Here is an 18,168-nt window from a genome sequence, read left to right as displayed (position 1 = left end):
AAAATCACGGGAAAGAGCATGAAATGCTCAATCTTGGTTAAGACTCGCATGGGAAATTCCGGGATTTCGTCACAATTCAGCGGCTTCTTTGAGGGTTCTACGGGAAATTTCGGGTTCCCAAGGGGTGTAATTGAAATGTTACAACTCTAAAAAATAGATATAAATCAATAACTTTGCACGTAATCCCTAGATTTCCCGCAAAAAGCCCTTTCCTCAGTGCTGCGTTAACGATAATACCGTCTTCCATCAAACATAACTGTTTGCCTCGCGTCGCCTGTTTCGGTTGGCGCGCTGCCCCCGCTCGCGCGGTGGCGGCGGTGAGGAAGTCATGTTTGCAGTGAAGCCCAGTCAGGGGATTTTTGGCTGGTCAGGGATGTTAGGGGATAGGCGCAAGTGTCTGCGTTTGAAGGATATAATGGCCAAGCTTTTTCGCCTTCGGGTGATAAAGGCCGTTTTGTCCTGCCACCAGCATTTCGCAAAGCTGTAAAAGAAAGCGGCGAGGGCAAGAAGACACTCTGCCTCGCTGTGCATGACAAGTTTGATTGCCTGATCGGCTTTGGCCTGTCCCGCATCTCTGAACTGCATGCTAAGCTCGATAAAGAAGAAGAGCGCGCGATCCAAATGAAGGATCTGGATTGGGAGCGTGATGTCCGTGCCCAGCAGCTGTTTGGGTTTGAGCAACTGCCGTTCGACGACAGTGGCCGTTTTGTCATGCCTGAGCATCTGCGCGATCTCGGCAATGTTGGTGATGGTCTCTATTTCCACGGCGCGGGCGAGTTCTTCTTTATCTGGAACCCAGAAGAATTGGCGCGGATGGATCGTTCGTTCCGCGGTGCGCAGGTTACCTGCAAAAAATTGATGGCGGAGGCTGCGGCCAAAGCCAGTTCGAAAGGTGCGAGCAAATGACCGTACCTCATATCCCTGTGCTCCTAGATGAAGTGGTCGGCGCGATTAATCCGCGTGCGGACCTGTCTGTTGTCGACGCGACCTTTGGTGCGGGTGGCTATTCCGCTGCGTTGCTATCTGGCGGCGCGCGCGTCTACGCGTTTGACCGCGACCCCAATGCGATCCGCGATGGTGAGGCAATGGTCGCCGAGCATGGCGGCCGGCTTTCTTTGCATCAGGAGCGCTTTTCCGAAATGCGGGCCGAGCTTGAACGGATTGGTGTGGGCCAAGTGGACGCCGTTGTCATGGATATCGGCGTATCCTCGATGCAGCTTGATCAAGGCGAGCGCGGCTTTGCGTTTTCGAATGACGGGCCGCTCGATATGCGGATGAGCCAGTCGGGCGAAAGCGCGGCGGATTTCCTCAACACCGCAGACGAAGCAGCGATTGCCGATGTGCTGTATGAATATGGTGAAGAGCGCCAATCGCGGCGTGTTGCTCGTGCGATTGTTGCAGCGCGCCCGCTTGAGACGACCGGAGAGCTTGCCCGCGTGGTTCGCCGCGCTCTGGGCCATAAGCCGCATGATAAAAAAGACCCTGCGACGCGTACGTTTCAGGCTGTTCGCATTCATGTGAATGATGAACTGGGTGAGCTTCGCGCTGGTTTAGTCGCCGCCGAAGCGATGCTGAAAGAGGGCGGTGTTCTTGCTGTGGTGAGCTTTCACAGTCTCGAAGATCGTATCGTCAAACGCTTCTTTAAAGAGGCGTCAGGTGCCGGGCGCGCTGTATCGCGCCACTTGCCCGGCGAAATTCCCGGCCCCGATCCGGTTTTCACCAAAGTGTCCAAGGCTATCCGGCCATCCGACGCCGAAATCGGGCGCAACCCGCGCGCCCGTTCATCAACATTGCGCCACGCAATCCGTACGGCGGCACCAGCAAGGGAGGCTGCATTATGATCGTAACAAATTCACAACTGCGCTCGCTTGGTTGGGCTGCATTGCTTGCGATCTGTGTTGGCATGTTTGTCGTGCTCAGTCTCCGCGTCCATGCCGTGAACAGCGAAGTGCAACTGGCTGAACGAAAAATCGTATCTCTCAAGCGTGAGACTTTGTTGCTCGAAACCGAGTTTCAAACCCGTGCGAGCCAGCGTCAATTGGCCAATTGGAATTCTGTCGAGTTCGGCTTTGAAGCACCGCGCGCTGATCAGTATTTCGATAATGAACGTCAATTGGCGAGCCTCGGACAGCCGCGCGGCCCGAATGCACCAAGCCCGATCCGTGTTGCCCGTGCCGATACTGGCAATTCGCCGGGCGGGCCGGTTCAAGAACGCGAAATGGTCTCGCCGCTTACGGGTGAGGCAATTACGCTCGCTTCTGCGGCTGTAGAGGCGGAGGGCGGAGCTGTCTTCGCAGATGCCTTTGGTGATTTTCTGATCGAGGCGTCCCCTATCCGCGCGGCCAATGCGCAAACGGTGACGGGTGAGGCTGCGGCTGGACTGGCACAGGAAATGGCCGGGGGCGGCGAATGAATGCGTTTAGCCCTCAACTGGGGCTGGACTTTGGCTCAGAGGCGTTCCTTGACACTGAATTGAAATCAAGCGGCGCGCGCGCCGCGACGGGGCCCGCTATCCCTGCTGGACGTGTGCAATTGGTGCAGCTGCGTTTCCAATCGGTTTTGACCGCACGCATGCGTGTGCTCTTGATCGCGGCAGTTTTTGCGCTGGTCGCTCTGGCTGCGATCACGCGAATTGTGTGGCTCGGTTTTGCCGGTCACGCACCGAGCCAATCGAGCGTTGCCGATCAATTGCTGCCACCTCGCGGTGAAATCACCGATCGCAATGGTGCGCCGCTGGCGCGTGCCTTTCCCGCCTACGCCTTGTGGTACGATCCTGACGCGATGGGCGACGGCGGCGAGCCTCTTGTCGCTGCGCCGAAAGAAGTCGCGGCAGAGCTGAAAGCGATTTTCCCTGACATGGACGAGGCAAAGACGGCTCAGCGCCTTGCATCGGGCCGTGCTGGCTATCTGCGTCGCCGCGTCCTGCCAGAGGATGCCAACAGCGTTTTCGAACTTGGCGAAGTTGCTCTGCAGTTCCCTCAGGAGACCGACCGCCATTACCCGCAAGGGTCGCTGGCCGCGCATATCCTTGGCTATGTGGTCGAACAGCAGGGCGGCAAACTGGGCATGGAGCAAGTGCTGGAAGAGCGCCTTTCCGATCCGGAATTGCGCGCCGAGCCGGTCTCGCTTTCTATCGACGTTCGGGTGCAAGGCGCGCTCGAAGATGAGCTGCGCCGCGGAATGCTGGCGACCGACGCTATTGGTGCGGCAGGCGTCGTTCTGGATGTCGACACCGGTGAAGTGATGGCGATGGCATCCCTGCCGGAATTCAATCCCAATATCGTGGGTGCGGATGGCGCCCCGAACGTGTTCAACCGCGCGACCAACGGTGTGTACGAGCTGGGGTCGACCTTTAAACCGCTGACCGTTGCAGCTGCCATTGATGCCGGCGTCGTTCGCAACCTTTCAAAGGATTGGAACGCGCGTCCTGTCGAAGTTGGCACGCGGACCATTCAGGATTTGAAGCCCAAGGGCAGCACGCTCAATGTGCCTCAGGCGCTTGTATACTCTTCCAATACGGTGACTGCACGGATCGCCGACGAGATGGGCGCGGATCGCCTTCAGCAGATGCTGGTTGATCTGAGGATGGACCAGCGTCCGTTCATCGAATTGCCTGCGAAGGGTAAGCCGCTTTGGCCACAAAATCCGAGCAATCGCCACACCAATATGGTGATCGGTTACGGTCACTCTTTGGCCGTGACGCCGCTTCATCTGGCGAATGCCTATGCGGCGATGGTGAATGGCGGCATTTGGCGCCCGTCGACCCTGCGAAAACTTGCACCTGAAGATGTGCCGCGCGGAAAGCGCGTTTTTAAAGCTTCGACTTCGGCCCGCATGCGTCAGATGCTGCGTATGATCTCGATCTACGGCACCGGACGCAGCGCGAACGCTCCCGGCTTTCGTGTTGGCGGCAAAACGGGTTCGGCAGAAAAGCCGAATGCGCGCGGCGGCTATAGCGAGCGCAAGATTATCTCGACCTTCGCTGCGGCTTTTCCGATGGATCGCCCGCGCTACGTGATCGTCACAATGATTGATGAGCCACGCGGAACCCGCGCGAGTTCATTCCAGCGGACCGCAGCGTTTAACGCTGCTCCTGTCGTTGGTCGTTTGGTTCCACGGATCGGCCCGATGCTCGGTGTCCGGCCCGATGCCAACCGTGATGTCGATATTTCGGACCTTCGCTATCTGGTCGAGGGGCGCAAATGAAGCTCGCCGATCTGATCACTCGTGCCGGAATTGCCGGTGTTGAAGCCGGTGACGCCAGCGTCACCGGCTTTGCCATTGATCACCGCAAGATCGCGCCGGGCACCGTATTTGGCGCGTTTCAGGGTGCCAAGTTCAATGCCGAAGACTTTATCCCGGCTGCCATCGAAGCAGGCGCGGTAGCCATCGTAGCGCGGCCCGAGGCAAAAGTAGAAGGCGCGCTGCATATCGCCAACGACGAGCCGCGGCAGACCTTTGCCAACCTTGCTGCCGAGTTCTTTACGCCCGTTCCTTCGACAGTTGTTGCGGTCACCGGAACCAATGGAAAGACGTCAACGGCGGAGATGACCCGGCAGATCTGGCGCATGTGTGGCGAGCGCGCCGCCAGCATCGGCACATTGGGCGTGACTACCCCCGATGGCAGTATTTCCACCGGCCTGACAACGCCGGATATAGTCACGTTCCTTTCGAATATGAGTGGTTTGGCGCGCGAAGGGGTGACCCATGTCGCCTATGAAGCCTCCAGCCACGGCCTTTCGCAGTTCCGCAACGAAGGATTGCGGGTGAGCGCAGGGGCTTTCACGAATTTCAGTCGCGATCACCTCGACTATCACGGCACGATGGACGAATATTTCGCGGCCAAGATGCGCCTGTTTGATGAAGTCGTCGAAGACGGTGCACCGGCAATCATCTGGAGCGGCGGGGAAAATAGCGAGTGGACCCGCCGCGCCATCGAGCATGCTGACAAGCGCGGCTTGCAGGTGCTCACAGTGGGTGAGCAAGGCGAGTTCCTCCGTCTTGCCGCCCGCGAGGCGAGCCAGCTTGGTCAAACGCTAACGATTGAGCATGATGGCGAAACGCGAACTGTGAAACTGCCGCTGATCGGTGCCTATCAAACCGCAAACGCGCTGGTTTCTGCCGCACTGGCGATGGCCACGGGAGCGGATACAGCTCAAGTATTCGACGCGATTGGCCGGTTGCAGCCGGTTCGCGGGCGGCTTGAACGCGCGGTTATCACCGCATACGGCGCGCCCGTTTATGTCGATTACGCCCACACTCCTGGCGCGCTTGAGGCCGCGATTATCGCGCTTCGCCCTCATGTGGATCACACAAAAAGCGGCAAGTTGATTGTGGTCTTCGGCGCAGGTGGAGACCGGGATACGGGCAAGCGCGCGCCGATGGGCGCAGCCGCTTCGAAACATGCCGATGCCGTTATCGTGACCGACGACAACCCTCGCGGCGAAGATGCAGCCAGCATCCGCGCAGAAGTTTTGTCCGGCGCCGATACCAATGCCCGCGAAGTGGGCGGCAGGCGTGAAGCCATCGCAGCAGCCATCGCCGAGGGCGGGCCGCAAGACATCATTCTAATCGCAGGCAAAGGCCACGAAGAAGGCCAGATAATCGGGTCAGGGGACACTATGCGAGTATTGCCGTTTAACGACGTACAGGTCGCGCGCGAATGCGCGGCGGAGATGGTGGCATGAACGCCGCGCATGCAATGCTTCGCGCTTGGCCAGTCAATGCGCGCGACACATTACCGCTCGCGCTCTGGAACTCTGCCGAGATTGCGGACGCCACGGGCGGCAATGCAAGCCACGCGTTTCAGGCATCCGGTGTCGAGATGGATTCCCGCGATGTGCGCCCCGGCGATTTGTTTGTCGCTCTAAAGGGCGAAGCAATGGATGGTCACAAATTTATCGCAGTCGCTTTTGCCAAAGGCGCGGTTGCAGCCATCGTCGATCGCCCGGTCGATTTTCCGCACGTGCTGGTGAAGGACACAACTCAGGCGCTTCACGATCTGGCCCATGAAGCCCGTGATCGCTGCCAAGGTGTACGGATCGCCGTCACTGGTTCCGTCGGCAAGACCGGCGTTAAAGAGGCCATCTTCAACAGTCTCGACCGCGCAAGTCGCGGCGCGGCACATCGCAGCGTGCGAAGCTACAACAATCATGTCGGCGTTCCGCTTAGCCTCGCGCGACTTCCTGCTCGGGCAGAATACGGCGTGTTCGAAATGGGTATGAACCACGCGGGCGAGATTGCGCCGCTTGCCGATCATGTCCGCCCGAATGTCGCTGTCATCACCACAATCGCGCCTGCTCACATCGAAAACCTCGGTTCGATGGAGGCGATTGCTGACGAAAAAGCACAAATTTTCAAGGGCCTTGCCGAAGGTGGGACCGCTGTCATTCCGGCGGATAGCGAATACACCCCGCGCATGGTCGAGCACGCCCGCAAGCTTGGCGTGAAGGTCGTCACATTCGGGCGCAGCGCCGATGCGGATGTCCGTTTGCTCGACGCAATTCCCAGCGCCAATGGCGGCTCGCTTGTCACTGCCGACCTCGGCGATCAGCGGCTATGCTATTCAGTCGCCGAGCCGGGCGAACACTGGATTGCCAATTCGCTCGGCGTCATGGCGGCGGTTCGCGCAGCTGGCGGCGATCTCGCCAGCGCTGGACTGGCTCTGGCGGAAATGGGTGGTCTGAAGGGGCGCGGCGCGCGGTTCAATATCACCGTTCCAGGCGGCAAAGCCCTGCTCATTGATGAAAGTTACAACGCAAACCCTGCTTCGATGCGGGCGACATTGCGCGCCATTGGTCAAACACCAGCGCATCGCCGCGTTGCTGTGCTTGGCAGCATGATGGAATTGGGTGATTTTGGCCCGAAATTCCACCGCCAACTGGTCGAGCCGATTAGCGAAGCAAAAATCGACCATGTGATCCTTGTCGGCGACGAGATGCGCGCTCTTGCAGGGCAGTTGGGGAAAGCCCCCGCCGGGCCGCTTGGCTTTGTTCCTAGCTTCGCCCATTGCGAAGGGCCTGCCGAAGCGATTTTGGCACTCGAAGAATTCGGTCTCACACACGGCGACGCTGTCCTCGTAAAGGGTTCCAATTCCGTCGGTCTCGGCAGGCTGGTGACACACTTTACGAACGCTTCGGCTTGATTGCCGGGCGAGGGGTCTGAATGCTCTATCTACTTGCGGAATGGCTGGGATTTGAAGGCGCGCTGAATTTGGTGCGCTATCAGACGTTCCGTTTCGGTGCGACGCTGATGACGGCGCTTATCCTTGGCCTGATTATCGGTCCGCGCTTCATCAATATGTTGCGTGTGCGCCAGGGTAAGGGGCAGCCGATCCGGGAAGACGGACCGCAAACCCACCTTGCCAAAGTCGGTACGCCGACAATGGGCGGGTTGATGATCCTTGTTGCGCTTGTTCTTTCGCTCTTACTTTGGATGGATTTGAGAAGCCCGCTCGTCTGGGCGTGTCTTGCGGTCACCATTGGGTTCGGCCTGATCGGCTTTCTCGACGACTACGACAAAGTCACAAAGAACAGCCATGCAGGCCTTTCGGGGAAAATCCGTTTGCTCGCCGAATTTGCGGTCGCAGGCGTCGCCTCGTATCTGATCGTCAGCCAGATAAACACCAATCTGTATATTCCGTTTTTCTCCGATGTCAGCATTCCGCTTGGTCCAGCGTATTATGTTTTTGCTGCCTTTGTGATCGTTGGCGCTGGCAATGCGGTGAACCTGACCGACGGGCTGGATGGTCTTGCGATTATGCCGGTCATCATTGCTGCGGGCACGTTTGCGATCATTGCCTACCTTGTTGGGCGCACAGATTTTAGTGAATATCTCGGTATCCCTTATGTAGAGGGTGCTGGCGAGTTGGCCATTTTCTCGGCGGCGATTATGGGGGCGGGCCTCGCGTTCCTTTGGTTTAACGCGCCGCCTGCTGCGGTTTTCATGGGCGACACCGGATCGCTGGCTCTGGGCGGAGCGCTTGGTGCGATTGCTGTCGCGAGCCATCACGAAGTGGTACTTGCCATCGTTGGCGGCTTGTTTGTCCTCGAAGCGGTATCGGTGATTATCCAAGTGTTCTGGTTCAAGCGGACGGGCAAGCGCGTGTTCCGCATGGCGCCAATTCACCACCATTTCGAACAACTCGGCTGGAGCGAGAGCAAGGTCGTGATCCGGTTCTGGATCATCTCCATCATTCTCGCGCTGATTGGCCTTGCCACACTGAAGCTGAGGTAACGGGCTACGCGTGATCACTTCCCCTGCCTTTGCCGGAAAACGCTATGCCGTCCTAGGTCTCGCGCGCTCCGGTGCGGCGACAGTGGAGGCATTGCTCGCGAGCGGAGCCGAAGTCACTGCTTGGGATAGGCAGGACGTGGCGCGTGAGCCATTCGCAAATCGCTGCACCATTGCTGACCCGCTGGATACTGACCTTAGAGGCTTTTCTGGTGTCATTGTGTCACCCGGTGTCCCCCTCAACACGCACCCGATCAAGCCATATGCCGAAAAATTTGGCGTACCTGTGATTGGTGATATCGAGCTGTTCGCGCAGGCACGTGCCGATTTGCCGCCGCACAAAGTCGTAGGAATTACGGGAACGAACGGTAAATCGACCACCACGGCGCTGGTGCATCACATCTTGGAAGAGGCTGGCGTGCCGACGACGATGGGCGGCAATATTGGCCTACCGATCCTCGCGCAGGAACCTTTGCCAGAAGGCGGCATCTATGTGCTGGAACTGTCGAGTTACCAGATCGACCTGACATTCAGCCTCGATTGCAACATTGCGGTGCTGCTCAATATCACGCCCGATCATTTGGATCGGTATGGCAGTTACGGCGATTATGCAGCGTCAAAAGTTCGCCTGTTGCAGATGCAAACGGGCCAGCACCTGAGCTTTGTCGGCAGCATTCTGCCAGACGGGCTGGAAATCAAATTCGGCACGAACCCCATTCCAACAATCGAACCTGCCCGGCAGCTGCATTGGCCATCGCTTGCTGGACCGCACAATGCGGAAAACGCGTCGGCTGCTATCCAGACTTGCATCGAACTTGATCTGGCACCGGATGAAATCGAGCAGGGTCTTCGCAGCTTCAAGGGCTTGCCGCATCGGACGGAATTGCTGACAGAGCGTGAAGGCGTACTTTATATAAACGACAGCAAGGCGACCAATCCCGACAGCACAGCGCCCGCGCTTGCAGCCTATCCGCCCGCAGCAGATGGCCGCCCGCGTATTCACTGGATCGTTGGTGGCTTGCCGAAAGAGGATGGCCTTGGCCCGTGCGAACAGCATCTTGCCAATATCGCCGCGGCCTACACAATCGGAGAGGCCGGTCCCCGCTTTGCCGAGCTGCTCGAAGGGCGTGTACCCAATGTTGAGCGCGCCGAGATGCTTAATGAAGCAGTGCGGATGGCGCGCGATGCGGCGAGGCCTGGCGATGTTGTCCTGTTTTCCCCCGCCTGCGCCAGTTTCGATCAATTCCGCGATTACGAGGCGCGCGGCGAGCATTTCCGAAAGCTTGTCGGAGTGATTGACGAGCTGGGCGATTGCAGCCCCTCAAGAGAAGCATCATGAGTGGTGACGGAACAATCGCCGTTCCACGCGGCGACAGGGCATTCCACGCGCCTGTCCCAACGAACCGGAAGCTGAGCGAGCATGTCCGCATCTGGTGGCGTGAAATCGACAAGTGGCTGTTGTTCCTGATCTTGTTGGTCATGGCCTTGGGCACAGTGGCAGTCGCTGCTGCCGCGCCGGCAGCCTCGGAACAGTTGGCGCGCCGCGGGGTCGAAGTGGGTGAGTTCCACTATTTGCGCCAGCACATTATGTGGCAGGTGATGGGCATTGGTGGGATGATCTTCGTGTCATTTATGGACCGCGATACGGCTCGCCGACTTGGAATTCTTGTCTTTGTTGGGTTTCTGTTACTGCTTTTCCTCGTGCCGATCATCGGTGTGGAAAAGAATGGCGCGCGCCGCTGGCTAGAGTTCGGCATGTCGCTTCAACCATCGGAGTTTCTAAAGCCCGGTTTTGCAGTGATGCTCGCATGGATTCTTAGCTGGAAATTGCGGGATCAGAACTTGCCAGTGCTGACTTTTGTGACGGCGATCATGGCTCTCATAGCTGGTCTCTTGATGCTGCAGCCGAACCTAGGTGCGACAATCCTGTTTGGCGGTATCTGGTTTGTGCTTGTGCTACTTGCCGGTGTTTCCATTCAACGGATAAGCGCGCTTATCGGGGCTGGGCTCGTGGGTCTGACTGCAACCTATTTCCTGTATGACAACGCGCGCTACCGCATCGATTCCTTCCTTGGCGGAGGCACTGCCTTTGATCAGGTCGATCTTGCCCAGCGCACTTTGCTTTCGGGCGGATGGACCGGTAGCGGCCTCTGGCTCGGTGTTCGCAAGATGAACTTGCCTGAACCTCACACTGATTACATTTTCTCGGTTATTGGCGAAGAATTCGGACTGTTAATGTGCGGGCTCATTGTTCTCCTTTATCTGGCCATTATCGGAAAGGCGTTGATGCGTTTGGTGGACGAGGAGAACCTGTTCGCCCTCCTCGCAGGGGCGGGGTTGGTTACCCAGATCGGTGGTCAGGCGTTCATCAATATTCTGGTGAACCTGCAGCTGTTCCCATCAAAGGGAATGACACTGCCTTTGATCAGCTATGGCGGCTCATCCACGCTGGCCGTGTGTTTTACGGTAGGGCTGTTGCTTGCGATTACTCGTCGCAACCCGTTCCTTGAACGTGAAAGCAGCGGGCTGAAAGACTTATTCGACCGGCCCAAGAGTGGTCACAGGGAGGAACGCGCATGAACAGCGAGACAACGCAGACAGTGGCCACTGGCGCCAGTCGGCATTTCGTCCTCGCCGCAGGAGGCACGGGCGGGCACTTGATCCCGGCGTTTGCGCTTGCGACCGAATTGGAGGCGCGCGGACATCATGTTGCGCTGATCACCGATGATCGCGGGGCCAACATTCCGGGGAAGCCGGACAGCCTGACCGCGCATGTCCTGCCTGCGGGCCGGTTCGGGAAGAACCCGCTGAATTGGATCAGCGGCGTGCGCGCGGTTCTTGAAGGGCGCAATATGGCGCTGCGGCTGTTCGAGAGCTTTGAGCCAAGCGCTGTCGTCGGCTTTGGCGGCTATCCGGCATTGCCTGCATTATTGGCCGCAACATCGGCCAAGATCCCGAGTATCGTTCATGAGCAAAACGCGGTGCTGGGACGGGTCAATCGCCTCTTGGCCAGCCGCGTGGAAGCCATTGCGACATCCTATTCAAAAGTAGAGCGGCTTAAGCCCGCAAAATACGCTGGTAAAACGCATCTGGTGGGTAATCCTGTTCGTGAGGAAGTTCTGGCTCTGCGCGATCAGGAATTCCCACCATTCAACGAGGACGGGTTGCTGCGTGTCCTTGTAACCGGCGGCAGCCAAGGCGCGAGTGTTCTATCTGATGTGGTGCCAGACGGGCTTTCGATGCTTCCCGATGGATTGCGGGCGCGCCTTCAGGTGACACAGCAATGCCGCAGCGAGGATGTCGACCGCGTGCGTGAACGCTATGCCGCTCATGACATCGCCGCTGAGCTCGGGACCTATTTCGAAGATATGCACGAACGGCTCGCCGATACGCATCTGTTTATCGGGCGCGCAGGCGCATCAACGATTGCAGAGCTGACGGCAGTGGGTCGGCCGGCAATTCTTGTGCCGTTGCCGATCGCAACCGACGATCATCAGGCGGTGAATACGCGCGATGTGGTGAAAGCGGGTGGTGCGCGGATGATCCGCCAGAGCAGCTTTACTCCCAAGGAGCTCGCGAAACAGATACAGGCGATGGCGCAGAATCCGTCGAGCCTTGCCAACGCCGCGCATGGCGCATGGAACTGCGGTTACCCTGATGCGGCGAAAGATCTGGCCGATCTGGTCGAAAGCATGGCGGGTATAGATCTGATGGATGTTGTTCGCGTGGGTGAGGCCAATCCCCGCGCGGTCACGGTCGCAACGAAAACACAAACGGCTACCCGTGACCCGGCAAAGGATGTCGCAGCATGAAAGGTGTCGGCACCGACATAGGCACGATCCACTTCGTCGGCATTGGCGGCATCGGGATGTCGGGCATCGCTGAGGTGATGGCCAATATCGGCTATTCGGTTCAGGGCAGCGATATCAAAGAAGGCCCTGTGGTTGAGCGGCTGCGTTCACGCGGCGTGAGAATTGAAATCGGGCACGCTGCGGAAAACGTGGAAGGCGCAGCAGTAGTTGTGACCTCAACCGCCGTGCGCCGGACAAATCCCGAAGTCGCTTACGCGCTCGAAAACCGCATTCCTGTCGTTCGCCGGGCTGAAATGCTTGCCGAATTGATGCGTTTGAAGTCGACCGTAGCTGTCGCTGGCACGCATGGGAAAACCACGACAACCAGCATGATCGCGGCTCTTCTGGATGCGGGCAATGTTGATCCGACCGTCATTAATGGCGGGATTATTGAACAATACGGCTCCAATGCGCGTCTCGGCGATAGCGATTGGATGGTTGTTGAAGCCGATGAAAGCGACGGCAGCTTCCTGCGGCTCGATGGTACGATTGCTGTTGTCACAAATATCGATCCCGAACATCTCGATCACTACGGTGACTTTGACGGTGTGAAGAAGGCTTTTGTAGAGTTCATTCACAACGTGCCCTTTTATGGCGCAGCGATCCTGTGCGTTGACCATCCAGAGGTTCAGGCTGTCATCGGCAATGTGCGTGACCGTAAGGTTGTGACCTATGGTTTCTCTCTCCAAGCCGACATTTGCGGGGTGAACGTTCGCCCCAATGAAGGCGGAAATACGTTTGACGTGATCGTGCGTCAGCGCGGCGAGGAAGATCGCCGGATTGAAGGCGTGCATCTGCCGATGCCGGGCCGACACAACGTCCAAAACGCGCTTGCCGCCATCGCTGTCGCGATCGAAATGGGCTGCGCTGACGAGGTTATCAAAAACGGTTTTGGTAGCTTTGGCGGTGTGCGCCGCCGCTTTACCAAAGTCGGGTCCATTGACGTCGCAGGCAGCGGCGTGAGTGTGATTGATGACTATGCTCACCACCCTGTCGAAATTCGCGCGGTCCTTGGTGCGGCGCGTGAAGCGGTTCCTGATGGGCGCGTCATCGCGGTGGCTCAGCCACACCGATACACGCGTCTCAACGATCTGATGGATGACTTCCAAACCTGCTTCAACGATGCGGATATCGTCTATGTAACGCCAGTTTATGAGGCAGGCGAGGAACCGATTGAGGGCGCCGATGCTGCCGGCTTGGTCGCCGGCCTGAAATCACGCGGGCACCGATCTGCCGCCACAATCGCCGATGAGAATGAGCTTGCGAGCACGCTGGCACACGAAATCGAGCAGGGCGATATTATCGTTTGTCTTGGCGCGGGGGATATCACCCGTTGGGCGGCTGGCCTTGCGTCCGCGATTGAATCAAAGCGGGGCTCATGATCGCAATGGAGCAACCTGACGACTGGTTTGACAGAGACACTGGCGCGGCGCCGACATGTACGGTCGAAGGCGCGGTTGCTGCGCCTGTCTCGCTCGATGACGTTCGAGGCAATCTGACCTGTAACGCGCCATTGGCCAAACTCGTTTGGTTTAAGACAGGCGGTAAGGCCGATTGGCTGTTTGAGCCGGCTGATCTGGACGATCTCAAACTGTTTATGGAGCGGCTCGGCGGGACGATGCCGGTCATGGCGCTCGGGCTGGGTTCAAACCTGATTATACGCGATGGCGGCGTACCAGGCGTTGTTGTTCGGTTGGGCAAGCCGTTCGCTGGCGTAGAAGTCACTGGCGAACTTGAAGTGACCTGCGGAGGCGGCGCCCCCGGTATTCTCGCAGCTTCGAAAGCCCGCGATGCGGGCATTGCCGGATTGGAATTCTTACGCGGTATTCCGGGCACAGTCGGCGGTTTTGTCCGTATGAACGGCGGCGCGTATGGCCGGGAAGTTGCCGACATCCTGATCGATTGCGATGTTATTATGCCCGATGGCGAGCTTGCGACACTGCCTGTTGTCGATCTTCAGTACACATACCGTCATTCCGCATTGCCGGAAGGCGCCGTTGTTGTCTCTGCGCGCTTTAAGGGCGTTCCAGGGAAGCCGGATGATATTGGCGCAGAAATGGACCGGATCGCGCAGGCTCGCGAAGAGTCTCAGCCACTGCGGACGAAGACCGGCGGCTCTACATTCAAAAACCCCGAAGGCGGCAAGGCGTGGCAACTCGTCGATGCAGCCGGTTGCAGAGGCTTTCAGATTGGCGGGGCGCAAGTGAGCGAAAAACACACCAATTTCCTGATCAACACCGGCAATGCCACCAGCGCAGATATCGAAGCCCTAGGCGAAGAAGTGCGCGAGCGGGTCTACAAACAATCCGGTGTCACGCTCGAATGGGAAATCCAACGGGTGGGTCGGCCATGAGAAATTGGTTCAAGAAAGATAATTTGTCGAAGTTTGAACGCGATCTCATATCAAACGTTGAAAAGCATGGTTGCCATCTAAACGGAGTTTTCGATCCTGACGACGAACACCCCAACTTCGTATACTCGATCGGATTTACGAAGACTTTGGCGAAGACAGGCCGCCCCGGCGTGCCTGAAGTTGTTATCTTCGGCCTTCCCGGTGATTTTTGCGGTCCTGCCATCAACCAGCTTCTTGCGCTGTGCGCGGCGGGTCAGAAGCTCGACGAAGGAACGCGCCTCGACAGCTTCTTCGGTGACTATGATGGGATCGTAAGAATGGTCGATCCGAGCAACATCACTGACGCTTTCTTTAATTCGGCTATCTGGTTCCATCGGACCCAGATGAACTCTGATCTCGAAGATGTTGCGATGCTGGTTTGGCCGGATTCAAAGGGTGTCTTCCCTTGGGGAGACGGCTGCGAAGGTTGGGTCAAAGCGGACCAGCCGGCACTGTATGAGGCAGCAATATGATCGATAAATCGCCTCTCCACATTGCCGTCTTGATGGGTGGCTGGGCCAATGAGCGCGAAGTGTCTTTGATGAGCGGCGCGGGCGTTGCCGATGCTCTCGAAAGCAAAGGGCACCGCGTTACCGAAATCGATATGGGCCGCGATGTGGCGCAGAAAATCGCGGAAGCCGCTCCCGACGTTGTGTTTAACGCTCTCCACGGGGTCCCGGGTGAAGACGGCACAGTTCAGGGTATGCTCGATCTGATGGGCATACCCTATACCCATTCAGGTGTGGCGACCTCCGTAATCGCGATCGACAAGCAACTGACCAAACAAGCGTTGGTCCCGCATGGCATCCCGATGCCGGGTGGACGCATCGTGCCTTCCAATGAGCTGTACGAGCGCGATCCGTTGCCGCGTCCCTACGTGCTCAAACCTGTCAATGAAGGCTCATCAGTCGGCGTTGCGATTGTGACTGAAGACAGCAATGTCGGAAATCCGATTGCGGCCACCGCTAAAGGGCCGTGGCAGGAATTTGACGAGCTTCTTGCCGAGCCCTTTATCAAGGGCCGCGAACTGACGACCGCAGTGATTGATGGCCCCGATGGTCCTCGCGCGCTTGGCGTGACTGAGCTCATTATTGAAACCGGCTTCTACGATTACGAACACAAATACACCGAGGGCCGCACTCAACATGTTTGCCCGGCGGCAATTCCCGCTGAAATCGCCGCTCTGTGCGAAGACTATGCTATCCGCGCGCACAAACTGCTCGGTTGTCACGGGACGAGCAGAACCGACTATCGCTGGGATGACGAACAGGGCGAAGAAGGCCTTTTCGTGCTAGAAACCAACACACAGCCGGGCATGACTCCGCTCAGCCTTGTACCCGAGCAGGCCCGTCATGCTGGTATCGACTATCCCGAGCTATGCGACATGATCGTTCGCGAAGCTCTCCGTGTGCACAAGGCAAAACAGACAGAAGGCGCCCATGGCTAAAATCAAGCGTTCGAGTGGCAAAGGTGTTCGCCGCGCAGCGAAATCGCAAAGCCGCGCCGCTGGCGCTCGCCGGGCCAAAGCGAAGACAACCGGTTTTGTCGATGGTGCAATGGGCATTCTGCCTTTCACCGAAGAACAATGGAGCCGCATCTGGCTGGCGATCATCATCGGCGGAGCGGTGGCTCTGGCGTGGGTCATTGCGAACCTTGCTGGCGTTCCGGCAATGGCTCAGGCGCAAGTCGCTCAGGTCGCCGCCGATGCCGGTTTTGAAGTGAGGCAAGTCCGCGTTACCGGCACCAACCGCATGGATGAACGTGAAGTCTATGCCCGCGCGCTGGCACGCCGCGATCAGCCGATGCCGCAAGTCGATATTGAACAGCTGCGGGACGATCTGCTCGAACTGCCATGGGTCGCGGATGCGCGCGTTTCGGTGCAGCTGCCGGATACACTGGCGATTGATATCGTGGAGCGTGAACCGCATGCAGTTCTGGAAAAGGCCGATCGGCTGGTGTTGATCGACGCCGAGGGGCACGAGCTTGCCCCGGTTGCGGCGGACAAGGTTGAAGGCCAGCTTCGTATTTCCGGACTAGGTTCGGCCAAACAGGTCAGTAACTTGGACCGCCTCCTCGCCGCAGCGCCTGCATTGCAGCCGCAAGTTGCTGGTGCAGAGTGGATCGGAAACCGTCGCTGGAACGTGACCTTTAAAAGCGATCAGGTGCTCGCTCTTCCCGAAGGCGAAGACGAAGCAGCCTCGGCGCTCGTCAAATTCGCTCGCATGGACGGACAAAACCGTTTGCTAGGCGGGAAGGTTGCGAATTTCGACATGCGCGATCCACCGCGAATTTACATGCGCGTGCCCGGACGCTCAGAAGAAGTCTCTCTTGCTGGAAATTCTCAATGAGCATCGCGGCCAAGACCAAACCCAACATCTCTCGCGCGCGCCTCGCCAAGGTTTTCGGCGCGGTGAACATCGGTTCGTTCCGTATTTCCGCGATGATCATGGGTGAGACTGAAACCGGCGATCTGATCGTCCTCGGATCCGGCCACCGCGCCAGCCAAGGTATCAAGCGCGGCTATGTCACCGATATGAAGGCCGCCACATATGCTATCCGTGATGCGGTCGAGCGGGCGGAAAAGAATGCAGGCCAAAGCGTGCAGAGCGTTTGGATCGCCTGCGCGGGTGCTGGTCTCAAAAGCCGTGTTTCAAAGGTTGAAATCGAGATCGGCGGCCGCCGTATCGAAGAAGACGATGTCGAGCATTTGCTGGTCGCAGCGCGCGATATGATCCAGCCGGATGGCCGCACTGTGCTTCACGCTCAGCCGGCGCATTACACGTTGGATGGCGCGCATGGTGTGGCTAATCCTCGCAACCTGCACGCTGAGCGACTGGGCGTGGATGTTCACGTGATGCTGGCCGATGGTGCGCCTGTGCGCAACCTGATGGAGGCGGTGCAAAGTGCACATCTTGAGGTTGAAGGAGTCGTCGCGGCTCCGCTCGCATCCGGCTATGCCTGTCTTTCGCTCGAAGAACGCGAGCTGGGCGTCGCTTTGGTCGAAATCGGATCCGATGTTACAAATGTTTCCGTTTTCGCAGGCGGCATGCTGTTGGGCCTTCGCGCCATCGCGATGGGGTCGGGCGACATCACCGATGCAATCGCTAGTGCATTTGGCATCAGGCGGTTTCAGGCAGAGCGTTTGAAATGCGTATCTGGTTCCGCCATCGCCAGCCCGTCTGATCATCGCGAAATGATCCCGGTCAATGGCCCGAATGACGGTTGGGATGAAGATGGCTCCGGCCCTGTCGCACGCGGTGCTGATGAGAAAAACCGTATCCCTCGCGCTGAATTGGTCTCAGTCGTGACTCAACAGCTTTCACAGCTGACACGGGAGGTCGGCAAGTCTCTCAAAGAAATGGGTTTTGTGGGATCCCGTGCAGGCCAAGTTGTGCTGACAGGCGGCGGCGCAGAGCTGGCGGGCCTTGCAGAATTCACCCAGAGTGCGCTTGGCATGCCGGTGCGGGTTGGCAGAGCGCCTTCGCTTACGGGACTGCCGGAAGCACATTCTACACCAGGCTTTGCAACATTGGCGGGGCTTTGTCTTTATGCTGCTGACGATCCAATTGACATTCGCGCGATCGGCGCGCGTCATCGAGAGTATCGGGGCAGCGCAACAGGCTTGGCCAGCACGTTCAGTTTCACGCGTCTGTTTCGAGCTATGAAAGAGTATTTCTGAAAGCGATTGAGATT

Annotated in this window: 16 protein-coding genes; all 16 read left to right on the top strand. The window is 58.1% G+C overall.

Annotated elements, in window-relative coordinates; genetic code table 11:
• Positions 1–393: 393 nt before the first annotated feature.
• From MWU39_RS10125 to ftsA, 16 genes are read left to right on the top strand one after another with little or no spacing between them, the layout of a single operon-like run.
• The gene (locus tag MWU39_RS10125) at positions 394–906 is read left to right on the top strand and encodes a division/cell wall cluster transcriptional repressor MraZ (protein WP_247159867.1); all 513 of its coding nucleotides are present in this window, start codon (positions 394–396) and stop codon (positions 904–906) included.
• Positions 903–1,841 (top strand): 16S rRNA (cytosine(1402)-N(4))-methyltransferase RsmH, encoded by a 939-nt coding sequence (gene rsmH, locus MWU39_RS10120; RefSeq protein ID WP_247159866.1) that lies wholly within the window; start codon positions 903–905, stop codon positions 1,839–1,841. Before MWU39_RS10125 ends, rsmH begins: the two co-directional genes overlap by 4 nt.
• Entirely contained in the window at positions 1,838–2,413 is a 576-nt protein-coding gene (locus MWU39_RS10115; protein WP_247159865.1) for a hypothetical protein, read from the top strand. Before rsmH ends, MWU39_RS10115 begins: the two co-directional genes overlap by 4 nt.
• Entirely contained in the window at positions 2,410–4,206 is a 1,797-nt protein-coding gene (locus MWU39_RS10110) for a penicillin-binding protein 2 (RefSeq protein ID WP_247159864.1), read from the top strand. Before MWU39_RS10115 ends, MWU39_RS10110 begins: the two co-directional genes overlap by 4 nt.
• Entirely contained in the window at positions 4,203–5,687 is a 1,485-nt protein-coding gene (locus MWU39_RS10105; protein WP_247159863.1) for a UDP-N-acetylmuramoyl-L-alanyl-D-glutamate--2,6-diaminopimelate ligase, read from the top strand. Before MWU39_RS10110 ends, MWU39_RS10105 begins: the two co-directional genes overlap by 4 nt.
• Complete coding sequence (murF, locus tag MWU39_RS10100; protein ID WP_247159862.1) at positions 5,684–7,144, top strand: UDP-N-acetylmuramoyl-tripeptide--D-alanyl-D-alanine ligase; 1,461 nt, start codon at positions 5,684–5,686, stop codon at positions 7,142–7,144. Before MWU39_RS10105 ends, murF begins: the two co-directional genes overlap by 4 nt.
• Before the next feature lie 20 nt (positions 7,145–7,164).
• The gene (mraY, locus tag MWU39_RS10095) at positions 7,165–8,235 is read left to right on the top strand and encodes a phospho-N-acetylmuramoyl-pentapeptide-transferase (RefSeq protein WP_247159861.1); all 1,071 of its coding nucleotides are present in this window, start codon (positions 7,165–7,167) and stop codon (positions 8,233–8,235) included.
• Between the two features lie 10 nt (positions 8,236–8,245).
• On the top strand, positions 8,246–9,571 hold the full coding sequence (murD, locus tag MWU39_RS10090; protein WP_247159860.1) for a UDP-N-acetylmuramoyl-L-alanine--D-glutamate ligase: 1,326 nt from the start codon (positions 8,246–8,248) through the stop codon (positions 9,569–9,571).
• Complete coding sequence (locus tag MWU39_RS10085; RefSeq protein WP_247159859.1) at positions 9,568–10,812, top strand: putative peptidoglycan glycosyltransferase FtsW; 1,245 nt, start codon at positions 9,568–9,570, stop codon at positions 10,810–10,812. Before murD ends, MWU39_RS10085 begins: the two co-directional genes overlap by 4 nt.
• Positions 10,809–12,044 (top strand): undecaprenyldiphospho-muramoylpentapeptide beta-N-acetylglucosaminyltransferase, encoded by a 1,236-nt coding sequence (gene murG / locus MWU39_RS10080; RefSeq protein WP_247159858.1) that lies wholly within the window; start codon positions 10,809–10,811, stop codon positions 12,042–12,044. Before MWU39_RS10085 ends, murG begins: the two co-directional genes overlap by 4 nt.
• Positions 12,041–13,465 (top strand): UDP-N-acetylmuramate--L-alanine ligase, encoded by a 1,425-nt coding sequence (gene murC, locus MWU39_RS10075; protein ID WP_247159857.1) that lies wholly within the window; start codon positions 12,041–12,043, stop codon positions 13,463–13,465. Before murG ends, murC begins: the two co-directional genes overlap by 4 nt.
• Positions 13,462–14,436, top strand: coding sequence for a UDP-N-acetylmuramate dehydrogenase (gene murB / locus MWU39_RS10070; protein WP_247159856.1), 975 nt, complete (start codon positions 13,462–13,464; stop codon positions 14,434–14,436). Before murC ends, murB begins: the two co-directional genes overlap by 4 nt.
• On the top strand, positions 14,433–14,948 hold the full coding sequence (locus MWU39_RS10065) for a DUF4262 domain-containing protein (protein WP_247159855.1): 516 nt from the start codon (positions 14,433–14,435) through the stop codon (positions 14,946–14,948). Before murB ends, MWU39_RS10065 begins: the two co-directional genes overlap by 4 nt.
• Positions 14,945–15,922, top strand: a complete 978-nt coding sequence (locus MWU39_RS10060) for a D-alanine--D-alanine ligase (RefSeq protein ID WP_247159854.1) — start codon at positions 14,945–14,947, stop codon at positions 15,920–15,922. Before MWU39_RS10065 ends, MWU39_RS10060 begins: the two co-directional genes overlap by 4 nt.
• A complete protein-coding gene (locus MWU39_RS10055) occupies positions 15,915–16,823 on the top strand; it encodes an FtsQ-type POTRA domain-containing protein (protein ID WP_247159853.1) in 909 nt (302 codons plus the stop codon). Before MWU39_RS10060 ends, MWU39_RS10055 begins: the two co-directional genes overlap by 8 nt.
• Positions 16,824–16,849: 26 nt before the next feature.
• Positions 16,850–18,154 (top strand): cell division protein FtsA, encoded by a 1,305-nt coding sequence (gene ftsA / locus MWU39_RS10050; protein ID WP_247160360.1) that lies wholly within the window; start codon positions 16,850–16,852, stop codon positions 18,152–18,154.
• Positions 18,155–18,168 lie beyond the last annotated feature (14 nt).

The sequence above is a fragment of the Erythrobacter sp. F6033 genome, from assembly GCF_023016005.1.
In the GTDB taxonomy this organism is placed as follows: Bacteria; Pseudomonadota; Alphaproteobacteria; order Sphingomonadales; family Sphingomonadaceae; genus Erythrobacter.
Note: the sequence above shows the minus strand (reverse complement) of the source record. Positions and strands in the feature narration are given on the sequence as shown.